General features: G+C 60.7%; 22 protein-coding genes and 1 riboswitch. Of the genes, 9 read left to right on the plus strand and 13 right to left on the minus strand.

The features are described from left to right. Positions 1-205 precede the first annotated feature (205 nt). Both VVR12_RS05455 and VVR12_RS05460 read right to left on the minus strand, forming a co-directional pair. Positions 206-841 (minus strand): C40 family peptidase, encoded by a 636-nt coding sequence (locus VVR12_RS05455; protein ID WP_368550157.1) that lies wholly within the window; start codon positions 839-841, stop codon positions 206-208. Positions 842-843: 2 nt separating this feature from the next. Further along, positions 844-1,004, minus strand: a riboswitch (cyclic di-AMP (ydaO/yuaA leader). Positions 1,005-1,454: 450 nt separating this feature from the next. Then, complete coding sequence (locus VVR12_RS05460; RefSeq protein ID WP_368550158.1) at positions 1,455-2,147, minus strand: iron dependent repressor, metal binding and dimerization domain protein; 693 nt, start codon at positions 2,145-2,147, stop codon at positions 1,455-1,457. A 266-nt stretch (positions 2,148-2,413) separates the two neighbouring features. Between VVR12_RS05460 and serC the strand changes: the two genes are divergently transcribed. Beyond that, complete coding sequence (gene serC / locus VVR12_RS05465; RefSeq protein WP_368550159.1) at positions 2,414-3,538, plus strand: phosphoserine transaminase; 1,125 nt, start codon at positions 2,414-2,416, stop codon at positions 3,536-3,538. A gap of 39 nt (positions 3,539-3,577) precedes the next feature. Here the strand turns inward: serC and VVR12_RS05470 are convergent, their stop codons facing one another. After that, complete coding sequence (locus VVR12_RS05470) at positions 3,578-4,159, minus strand: DUF3027 domain-containing protein (protein ID WP_368550160.1); 582 nt, start codon at positions 4,157-4,159, stop codon at positions 3,578-3,580. Between the two features lie 141 nt (positions 4,160-4,300). On the opposite strand from VVR12_RS05470, the gene VVR12_RS05475 reads away from it, so the two are divergent. The 4 genes from VVR12_RS05475 (at position 4,301) to VVR12_RS05490 (ending at position 7,322) form a co-directional block, all read left to right on the plus strand. Continuing rightward, positions 4,301-4,564 (plus strand): hypothetical protein, encoded by a 264-nt coding sequence (locus VVR12_RS05475; protein WP_368550161.1) that lies wholly within the window; start codon positions 4,301-4,303, stop codon positions 4,562-4,564. Between the two features lie 33 nt (positions 4,565-4,597). Beyond that, positions 4,598-5,311: a response regulator transcription factor gene (locus tag VVR12_RS05480; RefSeq protein ID WP_368550162.1), complete on the plus strand. Its 714-nt coding sequence runs from the start codon at positions 4,598-4,600 to the stop codon at positions 5,309-5,311. Between the two features lie 2 nt (positions 5,312-5,313). After that, positions 5,314-6,804 carry a sensor histidine kinase gene (locus VVR12_RS05485; RefSeq protein WP_409349883.1) on the plus strand — a complete coding sequence of 497 codons (1,491 nt, stop codon included), beginning with the start codon at positions 5,314-5,316 and terminating at the stop codon, positions 6,802-6,804. A gap of 227 nt (positions 6,805-7,031) precedes the next feature. Beyond that, positions 7,032-7,322, plus strand: coding sequence for a WXG100 family type VII secretion target (locus tag VVR12_RS05490; protein ID WP_368550163.1), 291 nt, complete (start codon positions 7,032-7,034; stop codon positions 7,320-7,322). Between the two features lie 64 nt (positions 7,323-7,386). On the opposite strand, the gene VVR12_RS05495 is transcribed toward VVR12_RS05490, so the two are convergent. From VVR12_RS05495 to VVR12_RS05525, 7 genes are all read right to left on the minus strand, one after another. Continuing rightward, a complete protein-coding gene (locus tag VVR12_RS05495) occupies positions 7,387-8,358 on the minus strand; it encodes a ribonuclease HI family protein (RefSeq protein WP_368550164.1) in 972 nt (323 codons plus the stop codon). Between the two features lie 25 nt (positions 8,359-8,383). Beyond that, entirely contained in the window at positions 8,384-8,974 is a 591-nt protein-coding gene (locus tag VVR12_RS05500; protein WP_368550165.1) for a GNAT family N-acetyltransferase, read from the minus strand. Between the two features lie 88 nt (positions 8,975-9,062). Then, on the minus strand, positions 9,063-10,145 hold the full coding sequence (locus VVR12_RS05505) for an isochorismate synthase MenF (RefSeq protein ID WP_368550166.1): 1,083 nt from the start codon (positions 10,143-10,145) through the stop codon (positions 9,063-9,065). A gap of 121 nt (positions 10,146-10,266) precedes the next feature. Next, a complete protein-coding gene (locus VVR12_RS05510; RefSeq protein ID WP_368550167.1) occupies positions 10,267-10,890 on the minus strand; it encodes a TetR/AcrR family transcriptional regulator in 624 nt (207 codons plus the stop codon). A gap of 206 nt (positions 10,891-11,096) precedes the next feature. Continuing rightward, complete coding sequence (gene rlmC, locus VVR12_RS05515; RefSeq protein WP_368550168.1) at positions 11,097-12,227, minus strand: 23S rRNA (uracil(747)-C(5))-methyltransferase RlmC; 1,131 nt, start codon at positions 12,225-12,227, stop codon at positions 11,097-11,099. Positions 12,228-12,245: 18 nt separating this feature from the next. Next, a complete protein-coding gene (locus tag VVR12_RS05520; protein ID WP_368550169.1) occupies positions 12,246-13,550 on the minus strand; it encodes an MFS transporter in 1,305 nt (434 codons plus the stop codon). A 169-nt stretch (positions 13,551-13,719) separates the two neighbouring features. Beyond that, complete coding sequence (locus VVR12_RS05525; RefSeq protein ID WP_368550170.1) at positions 13,720-14,142, minus strand: phospholipase A2; 423 nt, start codon at positions 14,140-14,142, stop codon at positions 13,720-13,722. A gap of 247 nt (positions 14,143-14,389) precedes the next feature. Here VVR12_RS05525 and VVR12_RS05530 point away from each other — a divergent pair, with 247 nt between their 5' ends. After that, positions 14,390-14,854 carry a hypothetical protein gene (locus VVR12_RS05530; protein WP_368550171.1) on the plus strand — a complete coding sequence of 155 codons (465 nt, stop codon included), beginning with the start codon at positions 14,390-14,392 and terminating at the stop codon, positions 14,852-14,854. A gap of 18 nt (positions 14,855-14,872) precedes the next feature. Here VVR12_RS05530 and VVR12_RS05535 read toward each other — a convergent pair whose 3' ends face one another. Then, positions 14,873-15,325, minus strand: a complete 453-nt coding sequence (locus VVR12_RS05535; protein WP_368550172.1) for a MarR family winged helix-turn-helix transcriptional regulator — start codon at positions 15,323-15,325, stop codon at positions 14,873-14,875. Between the two features lie 153 nt (positions 15,326-15,478). Here VVR12_RS05535 and VVR12_RS05540 point away from each other — a divergent pair, with 153 nt between their 5' ends. After that, complete coding sequence (locus VVR12_RS05540) at positions 15,479-16,429, plus strand: hypothetical protein (RefSeq protein WP_368550173.1); 951 nt, start codon at positions 15,479-15,481, stop codon at positions 16,427-16,429. 500 nt (positions 16,430-16,929) lie between these two features. Here the strand turns inward: VVR12_RS05540 and VVR12_RS05545 are convergent, their stop codons facing one another. Further along, entirely contained in the window at positions 16,930-17,670 is a 741-nt protein-coding gene (locus tag VVR12_RS05545; protein ID WP_368550174.1) for a DUF4839 domain-containing protein, read from the minus strand. Positions 17,671-17,953: 283 nt separating this feature from the next. After that, positions 17,954-18,169, minus strand: coding sequence for a hypothetical protein (locus tag VVR12_RS05550; protein WP_368550175.1), 216 nt, complete (start codon positions 18,167-18,169; stop codon positions 17,954-17,956). Between the two features lie 10 nt (positions 18,170-18,179). Here VVR12_RS05550 and VVR12_RS05555 point away from each other — a divergent pair, with 10 nt between their 5' ends. Further along, positions 18,180-18,338 carry a hypothetical protein gene (locus VVR12_RS05555; protein WP_368550176.1) on the plus strand — a complete coding sequence of 53 codons (159 nt, stop codon included), beginning with the start codon at positions 18,180-18,182 and terminating at the stop codon, positions 18,336-18,338. Between the two features lie 252 nt (positions 18,339-18,590). Further along, on the plus strand, positions 18,591-19,100 hold the full coding sequence (locus VVR12_RS05560; RefSeq protein WP_368550177.1) for an FBP domain-containing protein: 510 nt from the start codon (positions 18,591-18,593) through the stop codon (positions 19,098-19,100). The last annotated feature ends 99 nt before the right edge of the window (positions 19,101-19,199 follow it).

The following is a 19,199-nucleotide window of genomic DNA, read 5'->3' on the forward strand; positions in this document are numbered from 1 at the left end:
GCGACCCACTGCTGGTCGTACTGGGGTCGCATCACCGAGTGTCTGATGAAAAAGACTTCGGTTATGAGGGGCCTCAAGCACCCGTTGAGGAGCGATGAGGCCAAGCTAGGTGATTCCGCGCGAGATCGACCAGAGCGCAGAATGGCTTAAGAAAAGGGAGCACCGTGGGGTGCTCCCTCCTCTACGCGAGGCAGAGGTTAATTCTTTAGCGTGCGGTGTAGTAACCGTCGACGGGCATGAAGCCGCCACCGTCAACTGCGGTGATCTGGGTGCCCTGTGCAGGGTTCAGAGCCGAGATCATCTTGCCGTTGCCCAGGTAGATACCCACGTGTGCGTAGCCGTTAGTGAACACAACGTCACCGGGCTGGGGGTTCGAGGTGGGGGTGAGCTGATCCTTCATGGTGTAAGTGTAGGAATCAACGTTGATGCCGTTCTGAGCCAGAACGTAAGAAACGAAGCCCGAGCAGTCCCAAGCCTTGAAGGACTCGCCACCCCAAACGTAGGCGCCACCCTGGCCTGCCAGTGCGTCAGACACGATGCCTGCGCGCAGACCGGAGAGGTTACCGGTGAAGTCCTTGGTGCTGGTGGACTGAGCAGAAACACCAGCGGTCTGAGCGGTGGTGGTCTGGGCCTGTGCGCCAGCGGTGGTGTAGGAAGCTGCGTCGTAGGAAGTCAGCGAGGGAGCGTACGACGAGGTCGATGCCGATGCCGAGGTGTCTGCGACTGCGAAAGCGTTTGCGGGAGCTACCGAACCTGCCAGAGCTGCGGTTGCAACTGCTGCGATGCCTGCGTTGCGGGCGATGTTGTTCTTCTTAGCTGCCATGTGACGAGCGTTGCTCATAGTAATATCCTCCATTTGCCTCACGAGGTAAGCTGTCGGGTTCGAGTAGAAGGTTCACTCGGCCACGCGATCAAACACGTAGCTTCACCCCAAGGGCTCTCCATAGAAAAGAACCCAAAAAAAGTTTGGGTCCCCCGCTTCTGCCAAAAAGCAATTGATGTAGTTGACCTCTTCTGGATGAACAGTGGCAGAACTAGGCATCTGTTCAGAGGGTGCCTCTCCGACCAGTGATTGGCACGAGGAATACGCTACAACGGTCATCCCGAAATGTCACGCTTTGATAACAAAAACGCACTCCGCAAACCCACATTCGCAATGAATTTTGCGCAAAAAACCACAGTGCACACAGACGGCTTATTATTTCAGTTTCTGCACTTCCTTGATTTATCAGGGGTTTTATCACTCAGGTGGCGGTCAGAATCCCACACAGAACAACATCACTTTTTGGTAACAAAAAGTTTAAGTCGACTACATCACAGCCCCAACAAGCACCCGACAACCTGTCCCCCAAGCTACACGCACGGCCTACAATGTCGGACTCTCCACCCGCCCCGAAAAGTACGAAACCCCCGTGCACCATTGCACGGGGGTTCACCGGAGACACAGACTTTCCTTAGCGCTTCACCACGATCGCCTCAGCGACCTCCGGGGCCAGCCGCAACGAACCGTCCTCGCCATCTGCGGCCACGCGCACGAAGCCCTCGCCGTCGTCCAATACCGAGATCGAGGAGCCATAGACGATCCCCGCATCTCCGAGGCGTTGCAACAACTCCACATCGGTTTGCAGGTACTCCGGAAAGCGAGACACGGTAAAACGGTCGTCTGCCGAAGAGTCCCGGGCCGCGATCGCCAGGGTGACGGTGCGCTGGTCGTCCTCGACGCTCTCTAACCCCAGGCCCTCCAACCCGGGAATCGCGTTGCCGTAGGGCGAGTACTTCGGCTGGTTCAACAGCTCCATCAGGCGGCGCTCCACGCGCTCGCTCATCACATGCTCCCAGCGGCACGCCTCGTCGTGAAGATAGGCGATGTCGAGGCCGATGACGTCGGCGAGCAGGCGCTCTGCGAGGCGGTGCTTACGCATGACCTCCACCGCACGCAGCCGCCCCTCATCGGTGAGTTGCAAAGAGCGGTCGCGGGCGATCGTCACCAGGCCGTGCTTCTCCATGCGCGCCACGGTCTGCGAGACGGTGGGGCCGGAGTGATCCAGGCGCTCGGCAATACGCGCGCGCATGGGAACGATGCCCTCTTCTTCCAGCTCCAAAATGGTGCGAAGGTACATCTCCGTGGTGTCAATGAGGTCAGTCATGCTCTCGTACCGTTCTTCTCTCCGTCTGTGGGCCTCGTACGGTGCGTGCAGAGCCTTCGGCCCCGAACGCGCAAATATTTCAGCTTTCAATCATTGTAAGGAAAGCCGGCCGGTAAATCGTCCAGATAACGAAATCTTGCCGTAATGGAAGGGCGAGTTTCAGACTCGACCACGCACAATGGTGAGAGGGATAGCCACCGCCTAGCGCCCCGAGCGTGACGCTGTGACCGCCCCCCGTCCCCGCCACCCGATGAATTGGAGAACCGATGAGCGACTACCTGAAGATCCCCGCAGACCTGCTCCCCGCCGATGGCCGCTTCGGCGCCGGCCCCTCCAAGGTACGCCCCGCTCAGGCTCAGGCCGTGGCTGCCGCGGCACAGAACCTGTTGGGCACCTCCCACCGCCAGGCACCGGTAAAGAACTTGGTCGGTGAGATCCGCCAGGGTCTACGCCGTTTCTTCAACGCACCCGAAGGTTACGAGGTGATCCTCGGCAACGGCGGCGCCACCGCTTTCTGGGACGCCGCGGCTTTCGGCCTCGTGCGCTCCAAGGCCCAGCACCTGAGCTTCGGCGAGTTCGGTTCGAAGTTCGCCCAGGCTACTGACAAGGCACCTTTCCTGGAACCCTCCACGATCATCACCGCCGAGGCTGGCACCCGACCGGTTCCCCGTGCGGAGGCCAGCACCGACGTCTACGCCTGGCCGCAGAACGAGACCTCGACCGGCGTGGCCGCCCCGGTGCGGCGACCGGAAGGAATCGATGACGACGCGCTGGTGGTGATCGACGCAACCTCCGCCGCGGGCGGTCTGCACGTGGACCTCGCCGAGACCGACGTCTACTACTTCTCGCCGCAAAAGAATTTCGCCTCGGACGGCGGTCTCTGGGTGGCGCTGTTCTCGCCGCGAGCGATCGAGCGGGCCCAGCAGATAGCCGCCTCGGATCGTTGGATTCCCGATTCGCTGAATCTGGTGACCGCCATCGAGAACTCGCGTAAGAACCAGACCTACAACACCCCGGCCCTGGCCACGCTCATCATGCTCAACGAACAGATCGCCTGGTTGAACGAACAGGGCGGGCTGGAGTTCGCCGCCGCCCGCACCGCCGATTCCGCCGCGCGCGTCTATCGCTGGGCGGAGCAACACCAACACGCCGAGCCGTTCGTGGCGCGAGTCGAGGAGCGCTCCAACGTCATCTGCACGATCGACGTCGACCAGAGCATCGATGCCGCGCATATCGCGGCGACCCTGCGAGCCAACGGGGTGGTCGATACCGAGCCCTACCGCAAGCTCGGCCGCAACCAATTGCGTATCGCGACCTTCACCGCGATCGAGCCCGAGGACGTCTCGGCGCTGTTGAAGTGCATCGATTTCGTGATCGAGCACGAAGGATAACCGGCGCGCACGCGCTCCGGCACCTTCTGGAGGGTGAGGTTACTCGGCGGACACTTCCGTTTGTTCGGTTGAGTCCTCCGACTGCTTGGTCGAGTTCTCCGACTCGTCCGCGTTCTCGCGCGGTTCGTTGGCCTTTTCCGCCGATCGGGCCGCGCGAATCTCTTTAAGTTCTTCGGCCAGCTCTTCGGTGTCGTCAAGCTGTTCGAGGTCTTCCTCAGTCACGTGCTTCAGACGCTCGGACCACGGCACCCACTCGGGGGCCAGCAGTGCGTCGTCACCGGGAATCAGGCCGACCTCGCAGATGGTCGCCTGCTTGGACCGCGGTGCCCGGGAGAGCGTGGCGAACCAGAACCAACCGCGGTAACCGGGCAGGGTGCATTCGAAAAGGTGGGTGGTGAGGCGTTCTTCTTCACCGCGCAGGTGATGCACCGAGCCGATGGCGGCTTCGGTGGTGATTTCGAGGATTCCCGCGCGGGCCACGTCCTGAGCCTCGGCGAGGGTGACGTCCACCTTAGCGGTGCGGCGACGTTTGCCGGGCTTTCCGAGGGTGGGCTCTGCGGCAGATGCCTCAGCCTGAGAGGCGGCTTGATCCGCCGTCTTCAAAGAATCCTTGTCTGACATACCTCCTATTAAAACAGGGATTGGGCGCGGTTGTTGCCGAGTCGGGCGCTTTTGCGCACGATGGGGTGGGTTAATGCGGGCACCCAAAAGGAGTATTGTGAGCTGGGAATTATCCGCACAGACCCAGCAGAAAGAATCGACATGCCCCTGAACACCACCGAACGCCGAGAACCCGCCATCATCCGCGTGCTGGGGGCATGCGGGGTGATCTGCACCGTGGTCGCTGTGGTCGCAGGTGTGGCCATGTTGTTGATGACGTGGGCAACCGGTTCCGCCCCGATTCTGCTCACCCGGTTGAGCCTGTTTCTCCTGCCATTGGGGTTCCTCATGCTGATCGCGGCGATCGCTGTAGCCGGCGCGCACCGGCGTCGCCCCAGAAGTCAACGGCCAGAATCTTCGCGATAAAGTTTCAGCCGACTCTCAGAAAGCGGGTGCACAATGAACACTGTGAATACGAACCAGCCTGAAGCAAAACTCCTCGTCGTCGATGACGAACCGAATATCCTCGAACTCCTCGCGACCTCACTGCGATTCGCCGGGTTCGAGGTGGTGACCGCGTCCAACGGTCGCGAGGCACTGGAGAAGGCAGAGACCGAGCACCCCGATCTCGCGGTGCTCGACGTGATGATGCCCGACCTCGACGGCTTTGCCGTGACCCGCAAGTTGCGCGCGGCAGGTCGGCACTTCCCCGTGCTGTTCCTCACCGCTAAGGACGGCACCGAAGACAAGGTCACCGGCTTGACCGTCGGCGGCGACGATTACGTGACCAAGCCCTTCAGCTTGGACGAGGTGGTAGCACGCATTCGCGCCGTGTTGCGTCGTACGCAGTCCAACGAGATCGACGATTCCCGCTTGCGCGTGGGCGACTTGGTGCTCGACGACGACGCCCACGAGGTCTTCCGCGGCGACCGCGAGATCGATCTCTCCCCCACCGAGTTCAAGCTCCTGCGCTACCTGATGCTCAACCCGAACCGGGTGCTCTCGAAGGCGCAGATCCTGGATCACGTGTGGGAGTACGACTTCAACGGCGACGCCTCGATCGTGGAGTCTTACATCTCTTACCTTCGCCGCAAGATCGATAACCTCCCCGATCAGCAGCCGCTGATCCACACCAAGCGCGGTGTGGGTTACCTGTTGCGCACCGCGAAGTAGTCGTGGATAAGCTCAAGAAAACTTTTGGCCAGCTGGGCGCGCTTTCTTTGCGCACCCAGTTGGTTCTTTTAACCGCGATGTTGCTGGCACTGGCAATTACGGTGACCTCGCTGGTGGCGATTTCAGCCTTGCGCGGGCAGATGACGGATCAGATCGACGACGAGATGCGTTCGAACGCGACCACACTGACCTCGTACATGATCAACAACAAGCGTCTACCCTCCGACGGTCCGCTCATGCGCTTCCAGGCCTATTTGCTGGACGACAGTGGGCAGACGATCACCTCGATCACCTCGCTGACGAATGAGGATACGTCGCCTCAGATCGAGGGGTGGAACGCCGAGCTAGTGAAGAAGTACTCGGGAACCGGCACCTCGGTGGCCTCGAAGTCGAACATCAAGCAGTGGCGTGTGATGCCGGTGCGGGTAGATATCAACGGCAAAGAATACTCGGTCTTGATCGCCACGCCGCTGACGCAGATGAACGCTGCGGTGGCGCTGGTGGCGCTGTTGACGGCCACCTTCGGATTGGCCACACTGTTCGCCTCGATCGCGTTGAGCTGGGTGATGGTCACCCGCACCTTCGAACCGCTGGCGGAGGTAGAGCAGACCGCGGCCCGCATTGCCGCCGGCGACCTCTCCCAGCGCATCGACGACTACAACCCCTACACCGAGATCGGGCACCTCTCGACCTCACTGAACACCATGCTCTCCCACATCGAGACCGCCTTCGACGCGCAGAAACGCTCCGAGGTGAAGATGCGGCGCTTCGTGGGGGACGCCTCGCACGAACTGCGTACACCGCTGGTTTCGATCCGAGGGTACTCGGAGCTGTACCGGCAGGGCGCGCTACAAACCGATGAGGCGGTGGCGAGCGCGATGAGCCGTATCGAGGCGGAGTCGAAGCGCATGGGCCAGCTGGTGGAAGACCTGTTGACCCTGGCCCGTATCGACGAGCGGCGGGAAACCGAGAACCGCACGGTAGATCTGTTGGCCATCGCACATGACGCCTCGAACGATGCTTTTGCGACCTCCCCCGATCGCGAGGTCGAGGTGGTGGGTTTGACGGACGGCGTGGAGCCGGCGTCCGCGCCCGTGTTCGGCGACGAGATGCGCCTACGGCAGGTGGTGGCGAACCTGATTACCAACGCCCTGCGCTACACCCCGGAGGGTTCGCCGCTGGAGTTGGCGGTGGGTACCTCCACCGACGAGACGGGGAGGGTATTCTCCGAGATTCAGGTGCGCGATCACGGCCCCGGCATTCACGGGGAGGAACGCCAGCGCGTGTTCGAGCGCTTCTACCGGGCAGATACCTCGCGCACCCGCGAGACCGGCGGCACGGGCCTGGGCCTGTCGATCGTGGCCGGGATTGTCGAGCAGCACGAGGGCACGGTGGAGATTCTGGAGACCGCCGGTGGTGGTGCAACCTTCGCCATTAAGATCCCGACCCACCGGGGGCAGGACGCCCAAACCGGTTCGATCGCCGCGGTGTAGTCCGCCGCGCGCACAGGCCGCGGTTCCTCGCCTGGTTTGAATGATTGTGTTTTGAGAATCTGTGGATTAACGGAATCACCGGGGTTTATGCCCGCCGTTATCCACAGATTTTCTTTTTCTGCCCTATCGCCGCGCTCGAGAGTCTACTTTGGGCAGTGCCGGGTGATTCCGGCGAGGCGTGACCGGTCGGTGCGCCCCACCCATTTTTGGCTTCAAGGAGTTTAGTCATGGCACAGTTTGTCGTTGATTCAGACCTGATCGCTTCCAAGAGCGCGACCGCCCGCGGGCAGGTCGAGACGATCGCCGCGGAGGTCAACGCGTTGACGGCCTCGTTGCAGGATCTCGAGGGGTCGTGGACGGGCTCGGCGTCGGTGAATTTCCAGAGCGTCTTGGCGAATTGGCGGGCCACCCAGGCCCAGGTTGAGGCCTCGATCGCGCAGATCAACGAGGCGCTGTCGCGGGCCGGTGTTAATTACGCAGAGACCGAGTCGGCGAACGCGGCGATGTTCCTGGGATAGTGAACCAGGGTTAATGAGGCAGGGCTAGTGAGGCAGTGTTGCAGGCTGGGCTACGAAACCGGGATTAGCGGCCGGTAGCGGTTTCTTGGCGCAGGGTCAGCTGCCAGGTGCCGCGTCGGTTGGCGGTGCTCCACACGCTGGTTCGTAGCACGGCGCCGCGTTCGAGGGGCACCTCGCTCAACACCGCGGCGTGGGAGGCCCCGGCCTCCACCCGCAGCACCTTCGGGGTGCCGTTGACCGCAAAGGCTTTGGCGCGCAATTCGATGACGGTGGCCCGATCCACCGTGCGTCCGGCAGGGGTGATCCACTCGAAACCCGAAGCCAACAGCGGTTCGAGGTTAGCCGCCTCGGCCGTGAAGGCGGGGTCGTTGAGCCGGGCCTCAAGCTGTTCGGGGCCGGGTTGTTTAGGGCCGGGCTGTTTGGGATTGGACTGGTCGGCACCGGGCTGTGCTGTCTCGGGTTTCTGAACTGTGGTCGGCGCACCGGTCTGAGCTGTGGTCTGAATTGTGGTCGGCGCGGCGGGTTTCTTGTCCGCACCCGAACCGCCCGCGCCGCCCGTGGCGGAGAAGCCGGGGCCGGCGTCCGGAGTGGTGCCGTTCTTATAGGCGGTGGCGGCGGCGCGAGCCAGCTCGTCGGCCCGTTCGTTCATCTCGTGCCCGGCGTGGCCCTTGACCCAGGTGAAGGTATAGTTGCGCCCGACCAAAGCGGCGTCCAGGGCCTGCATGAGTTCGAGGTTGAGCACGGGCTTGCCATCGGACTTCTTCCAACCCTTCTTCTTCCACCCCGGCATCCACTTGGTGATCGAGTCGATCGTGTATTTGGAGTCGCAGAAGATGCGCAGTTCCCGTTCGGGCACGTGCGCGGTGGCTTCGAAGAGGGAGAGCACGGCCTGCAACTCGCCCATGTTGTTGGTGCCGCGTTTCCAGCCACCGCTGGCCCAAGTGTTCTCGTCGATGAACCAGGCCCAGCCGGCCGGCCCCGGGTTACCCAGTGCCGAACCGTCGGCGGCGGCGATGATGGGTTCTGTTGTGCTCATGGTCTTCAGCGTACCTAACATGGGGCTAGGAGTCGGAAATCTCGCCGCGTGTGCGCTGACCCGCCTCGTGCAGGGCGCGGTGCTCGGCCAGCGGCTTCTTGAACGCGTGGTGCAAGTGTTCGTCGTCGGAGTCGGCGGGCAGGTGAATGTACCCCAGCGACTGGTAGAGACCCACGGCCTCGGGCTGGGCGGGGCCGGTGGTCAAGAAGATGTGATCGTAACCCAGCCGCACGGCCTCGAATTCCAGTTCGTTGAGCACGAACTTGCCGATTCCCTTGCCGCGGTAGTCGGGGTGGGTCCAGATGCGTTTGAATTCGGCGGAGTTCTCTTCGGCGATGGGGTTGCGGCATTTCATGATCGCCCCGCCGCCGACGGCCTGACCTTCGCTGAGCAGCAACAAAAACGCGCCGGTGGCCTCGGCGGTGAAATCTTCAGCCGGCACCGAGTTGATTTCTTTCTTCTCGTGCGGGGCGTTGGCCTGGGACTCATAGCGGCTGTCATAGACCGATTGCAGATCAGACAGCATGAATTGGGCTAGCTCATCCTCGAGGGTCGTGTAGCAAAATTCCAGTTGAGGAAGATCGGGAGTCTTGGCGTGCAAGAGGAACTCTGTCATGAACACCATCGTAGCCAGGGGTAGTTGCCGTCACCGAACCCTTCACGGCGCACGCGAGCAATCTCACGTCAAGGCGGCGCGGAGTGTTTTAGGACGCGGTGGAGATGCCCAGCGCGCGACCGAAAGAACCGAGTTTGCTGCCGGTCTCGGCGTGCTCCTTCTCGGGCTGGGATGCCTTGACGATCCCGGCACCGGCGAAGAGGGTCGCCGAGGTCTCGGAGAGCTCGGCGCAGCGCAACACGAGGGCCCATTCGCCGTTACCTTGCGGGTCCATCCAACCCACGAGACCGCCGAAGAAACCGCGGTCGAAGTCTTCGAGTTCGTCGATGAGCCGAAGGGCGGTCTCTCGGGGCGAACCGCAGATGGCGGGGGTCGGGTGGATGGCGCGGGCGCCGTCCAGACTAGACATCCCCGGGGCAAGGCGTCCGGTGATCTCGGTGCCCAGGTGCCACAACTGCGGTGTGGCTACCAGTTGCGGGACGGCGGGCACCAACAATTCTTCGGCCACCGGGGCAAGCCGCGCCCGGATATCTTCGACGACGGTGGCGTGTTCGGCGCGGTCTTTGGCGCTGCGCATGAGCTCTTCACCGAGCTGGGCGTCTTCGGTGGGATCCCCGGCGATCGCACGGTTGGCCGTGCCCGCCAGTGGGAAGGTGGTGAAGGAACCAGCCTCTGCTCGGAATACCAGCTCGGGCGAGGCTCCCATCAGATAGTTATCGCTGCCGGGTAGGCGCGCCGAGAACACATAGGCGCGGGGTTGTTGGTCCAACAGGTTAGAGAGAACCTGGCTGAGATTCAACGGGGTCTCGTAACGAGCGCGGAGCAGGCGTGCTAGCACTACCTTGTCGAGTTCCCCGTTATTCATCCGCGCCACGGCGGCACCGACGGCGGCGCGGTAGGCGGGATTGTCGAGGCGTTCCAGCTCGGCCGGTTGGGCCAGCTCGGCGGTGGCTCCGGTGAGTGATTCTCCGAATTCGAGGTGTTCGGGGATGTACAAATACGCCTCGCGCGCGGGATCGAACGGGATCAAGCCGACGACACCGGTGCCGACTTCTTGGGCGCGCGCCAGAGCCTCAGATTCGGCGACCGGGGTCAGCTCGCCGGTGGCGATGACGCTTCGGTTCGGGGTGGAGAAAACGAAAGGTGCGGGGGTGCGCTCACTGGTAGGCATCTACTTCCCTTTCCTTCGTTCTGCTCAGCTTATCTAACCTACTACTTAATCGATGCCGGGCAAAGACAGGCGCAGTTCAAGGGGGCGCGCAGGCCGCGCACCCCCTCGTGGAACCGTTGTATTAGAACTGTTGCGAGAAGGTCGAATCCGGTGCGGTGATCTCGTGCATGAGTTTGTCGAAGTGCACGTCGATCACGCCCAGGGTGTAAATGATCTTCTCGGGCGAATCTTTGAAGTCGTCTTGCGCCCACGAGCTGATGATCGAGATGCAACCATTGACGTGGTAGCGGGCCATCACACGGATGTCGTGCTTGCTGACGGTGTCGGGGAGGTCAGACCAGTAGATATCTGCGTACAGCGACTCGAAGAGCTTGGAGAGCTCCTCGTAGAATTCGCGAGTGCTACTACGGGTCAACAGCATCTTGAAGATGTTCTGGCGGCCGTAGATGTAATCCACGAGCATGCCGAAGACTTCTTCACCGTTTTGGTTCGGACCGTGTACCGGGTCGGGCTCGACGATCGACTGCAGGCCTTCCACGACCGAGCGCTGGATATGGGTGTAGAGCTCGGGGATGTCCGAGTAATGGGAGTAGAAGGTCGCGCGATGAATGTCAGCCTTCTCGGCGAGTTCGCTCACGGTGATGGAGTTGATGTCCTTGACGGCCATCAACTCGGCGAAAGCCAGCTCGATTGATTTCTGGGTGCGACGAACCCGGCGATCAGACCGCGGAGGCGTGTTTTTCACAGTTTGTACCTCTTTAATTTAACCCCACATAAAGGCATATGTTTGTTGATTATTGTACAGACTACAGTGGGCAAAGATGGGCCATATAGCGGACAAGCCTGAAAACATGGGCGAGGTCGGTCACACTTTACTCAGGTGTGCACCACTATCAGCGCCCCACAGAATAAGAAATCCCTCGTCAGCCCAGTCTAACCAAAATCACCAGATCACACACGCCGCAAAAGCATGATCATCTCATAGTGGGTGGTCTGCGGAAACATATCTAGCACTCGCGCTTGCACCGGGCGATAAGAGGGCATCTGCTCCAGGTCTTTGGCCAGCGACTTCGCGTTGCACGAAGAATAAATGACCGTTTCGATCCCCGAGCCCTGCACCCACGAGCTGAGTTGCTGCCCGATACCGCGCCGTGGCGGGTTCACGATCAACAGTTCCGGACGCTCGGTGGCGGCCACGGCGAACTCGGTCGCGTCCTGCGCCGAGAAGTTGAGATTGGTCAGCGACTTCTCGGCCACCGTCCGCTGGGCGGAGGCGATCGCCTCAGCGCTGATCTCGATACCGGTCACCACAGCGTCGGGCGCGGCGTCCGCCGCGTGAAGCGCAAACCCACCGACCCCGCAGTAGAGATCCCACACGCTGGCTGGTTGAACCTCGGCCACCCACTGCCGCGCCTGGTTATACATAGCCTCGGCGATGGCGGTGTTGGTCTGGAAGAACGACTGCGGCCGCAGATGTAGACTCATCCCATTGACGTCCATGGGCAAGGTGGTGCGCTCGGTCAACACGATTTCCTCGTCGCCCTCAACCAGCGCCACGTGCTCGCGTAAAAGATTCGCGCTGACTACGGCCAGTTGCGGCACGCATTCGAAGAGCCAGTCCAACTCGCGGCGGATAGGCACAATCAGCTTCTTCGAACGCAACACGAACCGGATCATCAGTTCACCGGTGGCCGAGGCGGTCACCAGGATGTTCTTCAACTCGCCCTTGCGCCGCGGCACGCTGTAGGGGGTGAGGTCGGCGCGTTGAATGAGCTCCCGCAGCACCGGCATGAGGGCGGTGATCTGCGGGGTGTAGAGGCCGCACCCGGAGAGGTCCACACCGCCTCCGGCGCGGTCCAGAATGCCCAGGGTCGGCTCGGCGGCGCTCCCACCGACCACGATCTTGGCCTTATTTCGGAACCCCGACTCGGGGCTGAGCGCAGGCTCGCTCCACTCCAATTCGGGGTAGGCGGCAAAGAGGTCGGCGGCAGCCTGTTGCTTCTCGGCCACTTGGGTGCCGTAGGGCACGCCCATCAGGGTGCAGGAACGGCAGGTTCCGGCGTCGAAGTAATCACACTGCATAGTGCACCATTCTAGGGGTTAGTGGTCCCCCTCGGTGGGGCCGGTCTTCGCGTAGCGAACCACCTGCTGCACACCCGAGATGCCCAACAGGGCGCAGGTGAACCACACCGCACCAGACGGGCCCAGCGGCGCGGCGGCCACGCCGGCGGCCAACGGGATGATCACCTGGCCCACCCGGTTACCGGTCAGGCGCACCGCCAGCGCCGGCGAGCGCCAGGATTCGGGCACCGACTTGATGATCATGGTCATGGTCAGCGGTTGCGCGATACCCACGAAGAAACCGGCGAGTGCCATCAGCACGAAGGCCAGCCACACGTGAGAGATGATCGCCGGGGTGACCACCACGGCCACGGTCACCGCGCTGACCAGCAGAGAGGTGATGACCAGCTGGGTGCGGTTCCAGCGGCGGCTGAGGCTGGTGAGCATGGAGCGGGAGATGATGGAGGACGCGCTACGGGTAGCCAACAGCACGCCCACCCACATCGGGGAAACACCGGCGCGCTCACCGACGAGCGGCAGGAACGAAGTCAAGATGTCGGCCACGGCGAGCATCGACAGTGAGGCGAGCATGTTCGAGGGTACGCCGGGGGTGGAGAGTATCCGCCAGGTGGTGGGTTTCTGCACGGGTTGCTTCTGCCCGTTGATGGTCACGCGCGGGGATTCTTGCCCCACGGTGGGGATCTCTTCGGTGACGGTCGGGATCTGGCTAGTCAGCGCTGGCATCTCTTTGAGTTTGACCTTGACCATCATGAGCGGGATGGAGGCCAGACCGAAGCCGGTACCGATCCAGAGGGCGAGGTTGATGAGGTTCAACCGCTGAGCCGGGTCGTGGTTTAACCCAAGGATCAACCCACCCAGCAGGGGGCCGAGCAACTGGCCTGCGGAGATGGACGCGGTGAGCCAGCCGAAACCGCGATCGAGGTCGGCGTCGGTGGAGTACCGAGAGATCGAAGCCTGCCCGGCGATGGCGAAGATGAGGTGACCGAAACCGAACACCATGGCGGCTGCGGCGATAGCGGGGATACCTTCGGCGAGAGTGAGCACGAGGGTGCCGATGGCGATCAACCCGCCGCCGATGCCGACGAGCAGGCGGGGCCGTCGCGTGCGTCCGGCCAGGCGCCCCATGGCGATGGCGGCGAAGACGGGAATGAGCGCATAAAGGGCGGTGACCAGGCCAATCACGGTTTCGTTGGCACCGAAGGCGATGAGCTTGTAACTCATCTGTGGGCGGGCCATGTTCAGTCCGGTTTGGCAGAGGAAGCCGAAGGCAACGAGTGTCCAGAGCCAGGCCTGCGGTTTCAGCGGTGATCGGGTGCGGTCCACGTATTCTCCTGCCTGAGCGGTTGCGATTCAGAACGCCCCCCCCCGGGGGGCTGGTCCATGCTCCAGGATAGCGGGGTGCGCCTGCCGCCTTCGACCGGCTGCCACAGACTCTGAGCAAGCTTTACGCGTGTACCGCGATTCTTCACGCAGTGTTCAGAGAGGTGTTCCGTTAGGCTCGCCCGGCACCCCGGTAGTAGTACCAGCCGAAGGTGCGTACGGCGCCGTAGTAGGTTTCGGCCACGCCGTAACAGGTGGTGCGCGTGCCGCCTGCGGGATAGGCGGCAGCGCACGCCTGAAAGAGCTCGGTGCGGAAGACGCCGTCGCAGGTCAGGCGGTCGGTGGTGCTGGTGGCGGAGTAACAGATGTCGTGGTGGTCGCAGGCGGGCTTGAAGTTGGCGGCGCCGAAGCTATCGGGCGAGAGGGTGCAGCCGTCGGTGGTGGCGGCCACGGCGGCCATCACGGTTCCGGCTTCGGTGCCGGGCGGGGTGGCGCTCGCCGCGGACGCCTGGGGCGCGGTGAATACGGCCAGGCAGCACGTGCTGGCGAGGGTATAGAGAAGAGTGCGGGGCTTGAGGGCGGGGAACAGTTTCACGGGAAACCTCATGCGGAGTGGGCGGGGGATTTTCTTTTCTAAGCTATTTCTAAGGTTGAGCCCCCGCAAGGTCTCTGGCTAGGTGTTCTTTTGACGCTTACTTGCCGTGCATGTTCCCGTTGCGTGCGGGTTAGGTAAGGTGCGCTTCCCAGAGGATTTAACCGCTCTGTATCCTAAGTGATTAGCAGTATCCCCTTACCTCCGCAAGCCCCTCTTGCGGCCCCGTCGAGAAAGTCCTTACCCCCCTATGTTGAAGAACATAGCCGAACTTCTGCCGTTCCTTCCCGAGTTTTTGATCCCGACGTTAGCCGTGTTGGGGTTCGTTCTGCTGGTCGTAGCCGGCCGAGGTTATTGGTCTGTTTTCCGCGCGCACAAGAGAGACCGCACCCCGGTGTCTTCGGCTCGACTGGCCGCCCTGGTGACGATGACCGTGCTGGGTGCGATCTTCTTGGTGCTGTGTTCGCCGCAGGCTCTCACCCAGGAGTTTTACCTCGTGGCCGCCCATACAGTGTTGATGGCAGGCATCGCTTGGGCATTGCTGGGTCTGTCGTTTCTGGGTGTCACCCTCTTCTTGTTCGCTATCGAGACGGAGGAAGACCGGCACGCGACCAAGGTTTTCGGCGCGTGGACGCTGGTCTCTCTCCTCTTCGCGGTGGGCACCTTCGGTATGAGCCTGTATCGCTTCAACGAGTACGTGCACCTTGTTGCCTAACCCTGCGACAGGTACGAGTTAGTCGGCGCGCAACAATACTTTCAGTTCGCGAACGACCTCAAGAAAGCGTTGCTGATCTGCCGTTTTGAAGTGCTGATCGATGTTTGAGGTCAGCTTGGCCATGTGCCGCTCTTTCTCCTTGGCCAGGGAGGCTCTGCCTAACTCGGTGACGCTCAACCGGTGAGCGCGGCGATCGTGTTCGTCGGGAGTGCGGTCAATCAGTTCTTTGTTCAGCAACTCGACCACCCACGGGCGCATGGACTGCGGGGCCATGCGGTGTTGCCGGGCGAGCTCAGCCGTAGTAGTGCCGGGATGTTCGTACACGGAGAAAAGAACGGAGACCTCCATCATCGACAAAGCGGAGGACGGCGCGTGGTCTTGACGCAGCGCCCTGCTGAGCCCGAGGGAAAATTCCGCAAGTTCGTGCGCGAGGTCTGTGGTGAGAGCTTCTTGGTGGTGCGGTGTGTGCATATGATCCTCCTCAAATTTAAGAATATTTTATCCTAGATAGACAGGTAAACTGCTAATATCGCCGATATGACTTCTTCCCACTCTGCTTCTGACAAGCTACCTCTGTCGTCCTTTTTGAACCACCTACTACCCACTATATTGATGGGTCTTTTCATGACCGTCGCCTATTTGGCCGGTTTCCATGAACCCGAGCCTCATCACGTACCCGTTGCGGTGGTGGCCCAGAACGAACAGGCCACCCAGGCCGCCGACCAGATTCAGACCGCCCTCGGTGATCGCATCGACGTGAAGGTCTACCCCTCGCAAACCCTCGCCGAAGACGCGATCAAGCGACTAGACGTTGCCGGTGCCTACATCCCCGGTAAGGACGGCGGTCAACTCTTGACCGCCCCCGCCTACTCAGAGACCCTCAACACCGTGGTGGTCAAGATGTTCTCCGCCGTTTCGGAGAAAACCCACACACCCATAACAATTCACGAGGTAGTCCCCCTCAACGAGCACGACACTGCCGGGCAGAACGCGTTCTTCTTCTTGGTGGTTCTCAGCGTCTCCGCATATTCGCTGGGTATCGCCATTGCCGTGGCCGGCAACTCGTATTCTTATCGCCGCCGCGTGGGTCTGATGGTGCCCCTCGGTCTGCTGGTGGCGACCGTCGATTTCTTGTTCGCTCGTTTCGCGATGAACATGTTCCAGGGTGACGAGTGGGCCACCTGGCTTATCGCCGTGTTGTACATGCTGATCGTGCTCTCGGTGACCATTGGCCTACACCCGATCGTGCGCCGCTGGAGCACGCTGACCTTCTCGGCCATCTTCGTGGCGCTGAACTTCACCTCCAGCGGCGGCGTGTTCGAGCCTGTTCTGCAGCCGGCGTTCTTCGGCTGGCTCCATAACTTCTGGATCGGCTCCGGCTTCATCCAGGCGTTGCGCCAGACCCAGTACTTCCCCGGTGCCGACTCGGCCCCCGGCTTCGGCATTCTCGCCGGCTGGACGGTGCTCGCCGTGCTGATCCTGCTGCTGGGCGCCGCATGGGAGAAGACCCACGTGCTCAAGCGCAAGATCCTCTCGTATCGCGCGGCAATGCTGGAAGAGGACGTCGCGGTCTAGTTCAGACCGGTCAGTTCAGAAGCCGGCGAGCGCAGGCACCCGCCTGAGGGCATGCGCTCTCGCGCTCGCGGCGAGTGATAAATCCGCACCCCGGTCAGGGGCCTAATATAGAGGTTGCTGCCCGGGGTGCGGCTATTTAGTGTCAGGCCGTTACGATGCCCTGAGGGCGCGTATAGCCTGAGTAATCGTAGAACCAGGATTATTCTCGCGATACTCTTTAATCTTTTGCGGAGGTATCTTTTGACCTGATGCGCCTACAGGTGCTTCGGGTATTTCCCGAAAGCTACCACCGGATATCCAGAGGAAAATACCCAGAGCGGCGAGAGCCAGGCTGATGTACAGCTGACGCGTCGCCAGAAAAATAATGCCGGCAACCTACAACAACGTGATGCCAAATATTTTGGATTTCTTTGCACTCTTCATCATGCACACCTACCTCTTCTATTAAGTGCAAGCTTCTTTGACCGCGGCAATGCCGAGCGGAATTTGTTTTAAGAATATTATCGCACTTGAGTAGATATAGGGCTTAAGTAAATAGTGCAGGGATCATCCCGATAACCTGTAATCTCTGATTTAAAATGCATTTCATCCCCAAAATCAAAGACCCCTGGGGATTCACCTTTAGGGAAATTCATCGCCTCAGGAATATCAACCATTTGGAACTTGAAATTAGGTCCCCGAACCGTGTTCAGGTCATAATCACCAGCAGTAACTAACACATCTGAGTGGTATTGTAAGTCGGTGACATTAGCGATATAACCATCAAATTCAATAACACGCCCTTGATATTTTTTTACAAAATGGTAGAATTCTGGGCTACATTCTCCTTTAGTTTGAACGAGCTCTGCGAAATCATCGTTATTTTTGACGGTTATAACCGGTTGCTCGCTGGCTTCTTGAGACATGATCGAAGGAGAAGTAGACGGAGGGGCCGCTATGGATGAATCTGTGGTCGAGACAGAAGCACTCGGAGAAGCTTCTGTTTTAGCTCCCTTATCTTCAAACATCGCACCAACAATGCCCATACCGGCCACTAACAACACCATAACAATGAGCCCGACAATCATGAGCGGGGAGATAGGTTTCTTAGGCTTCCGAAAGGTAAGGGTAGTTTGAATCTTTCCGGCTTCTTCACCGATCAGTTCCCAACCCTGACTTTCCCATTTTTTGATAGTTGAAGCTCTCGTCCCTTTGATAGCTTTGACAACTTTGGTCTCATAACGAGGCTCTGTATTTTTCATGATGCCTTCTGTGGTGAAAGTGGTGTGTGCAGGCAACCTCCCGCAAACTTGTCACCATAGTAACCCACATCTAGTTCATAACAGCGGCCGTGCCAGCTAGAAGCGCTCAATGTGAAGGCACCGTATAACGCTACCTCCAGTCGGATAGTAAACCCACGCAATAGGTATCTGCACTACGAGGCACTACAGCACGTCGCGCATGTCGGGACTCATACCTGCGACAGGGTTATGCGCAACGCGATGAAGGAACTATCAAGAACCCACGCCTCTCACGAGACAACCCCTAGAGACCCTTGCGAATAATCCCCGCGACCATAGCACCATATACCGCGTGCGGAATAGCGTCGCTCAGCCAATCCTGCACGCCCCAGGTCTTGGGGTCAGAGACCCCGGTCAGCGCCATGGGCACGTCGGCGGCGACCATCGCCGCTCCCCCAGCCAACGCCGACTCCACGGCCAGCGGCAGGCGTCCTGAAACACCCGACACCGAGTGAGCCACACCGACCCCGGTGCCCCATCGTCATGCCCAGCAGCGCGCCAAGGGCCTCGAGGCGGTTCTCGCGGGTTTCACCCTCACCCGGCACGCTCACCCCGCCCAGCTGCAACATCTTCTCGGCCATCCGCGCGGGGACGTCGCTCGCCCCGCGACCACGCACGAGCATAACTAACAACGCCGCCAGATCAGATACCATGGCTCTGTACCTTGAACGTTTCAAGAGCCCGCGAGGGCGACAGGAGGTCGTCTGCTCCATGCAAGCAAGCAATAGATAGACCACCGGTGAGCCGCGCTCACATCTAGCGAGAACTTCACCCATCAGGGGTCAACCCTGCCCAGAAACAATCTCGGTGAAGTCTCCCTCCAACGGTCTATCTATTCACCTCATACCCCATCATTGGGGACCCTCGAAAGGTATATACCCATGCGCCCCGTCAGCGAATCAACCCTGCGCAAAAGCTTCGTCAACTGCACCAAAGGTGCGGCCCAAAGAATTAACATTCCCAAAGAAGTGCTCAACGCCGATACGGAAGAGCGGATCTTTCTCGCCTGGTCAGACCCCAAATCACCGCAGAAGGCATACCTCGTCGCCGAGACCTCCTCGGGAGTCCGCGGCCTCGTGATGACACGCAAAAAGGCCCCGACCAAAGGCGGGGCCCGCATGTGCCAGTTCTGCCTCACGCTGCACTCATCCACCGGTGTCTCGATGTTCTCGATACCCACCTCGAAATCATCCCAAGACAACTACGGCAGCCTCGGCACCTACATCTGCACCGACCTCGACTGCACCGCCTACGTCACCGGCAAGAAGAAACCCGAAGGCATCCGGCAGATGGACGAATCACTCTCGGTCGAAGAGAGAATCGAGCGCACCCGTTCGAACGTGGTCGGGTTGATCGAGCGCGTGGAAGAATCCCGGAACGCAAGGTCCTAACAACGCAGAAAGACGCCGCACCCTAGCTCCACGAAAACCCTTGAGTTCTCGCCAAGCCGGGGTGCGGCGTCCTCGTCTTAATGTCTGAGCTGGAGAGGG

The sequence above is a fragment of the Rothia sp. LK2588 genome, assembly GCF_040946465.1.
Taxonomy (GTDB): domain Bacteria; phylum Actinomycetota; class Actinomycetes; order Actinomycetales; family Micrococcaceae; genus Rothia.

Coding starts and splice junctions, on each gene's coding strand:
- VVR12_RS05455 (WP_368550157.1), bottom strand. CDS start 841: ATGAGCAACGCTCGTCACATGGCAGCTAAGAAGAACAACATCGCCCGC.
- VVR12_RS05460 (WP_368550158.1), bottom strand. CDS start 2,147: ATGACTGACCTCATTGACACCACGGAGATGTACCTTCGCACCATTTTG.
- serC (WP_368550159.1), top strand. CDS start 2,414: ATGAGCGACTACCTGAAGATCCCCGCAGACCTGCTCCCCGCCGATGGC.
- VVR12_RS05470 (WP_368550160.1), bottom strand. CDS start 4,159: ATGTCAGACAAGGATTCTTTGAAGACGGCGGATCAAGCCGCCTCTCAG.
- VVR12_RS05475 (WP_368550161.1), top strand. CDS start 4,301: ATGCCCCTGAACACCACCGAACGCCGAGAACCCGCCATCATCCGCGTG.
- VVR12_RS05480 (WP_368550162.1), top strand. CDS start 4,598: ATGAACACTGTGAATACGAACCAGCCTGAAGCAAAACTCCTCGTCGTC.
- VVR12_RS05490 (WP_368550163.1), top strand. CDS start 7,032: ATGGCACAGTTTGTCGTTGATTCAGACCTGATCGCTTCCAAGAGCGCG.
- VVR12_RS05495 (WP_368550164.1), bottom strand. CDS start 8,358: ATGAGCACAACAGAACCCATCATCGCCGCCGCCGACGGTTCGGCACTG.
- VVR12_RS05500 (WP_368550165.1), bottom strand. CDS start 8,974: ATGACAGAGTTCCTCTTGCACGCCAAGACTCCCGATCTTCCTCAACTG.
- VVR12_RS05505 (WP_368550166.1), bottom strand. CDS start 10,145: ATGCCTACCAGTGAGCGCACCCCCGCACCTTTCGTTTTCTCCACCCCG.
- rlmC (WP_368550168.1), bottom strand. CDS start 12,227: ATGCAGTGTGATTACTTCGACGCCGGAACCTGCCGTTCCTGCACCCTG.
- VVR12_RS05530 (WP_368550171.1), top strand. CDS start 14,390: ATGTTGAAGAACATAGCCGAACTTCTGCCGTTCCTTCCCGAGTTTTTG.
- VVR12_RS05535 (WP_368550172.1), bottom strand. CDS start 15,325: ATGCACACACCGCACCACCAAGAAGCTCTCACCACAGACCTCGCGCAC.
- VVR12_RS05540 (WP_368550173.1), top strand. CDS start 15,479: ATGACCGTCGCCTATTTGGCCGGTTTCCATGAACCCGAGCCTCATCAC.
- VVR12_RS05545 (WP_368550174.1), bottom strand. CDS start 17,670: ATGAAAAATACAGAGCCTCGTTATGAGACCAAAGTTGTCAAAGCTATC.
- VVR12_RS05560 (WP_368550177.1), top strand. CDS start 18,591: ATGCGCCCCGTCAGCGAATCAACCCTGCGCAAAAGCTTCGTCAACTGC.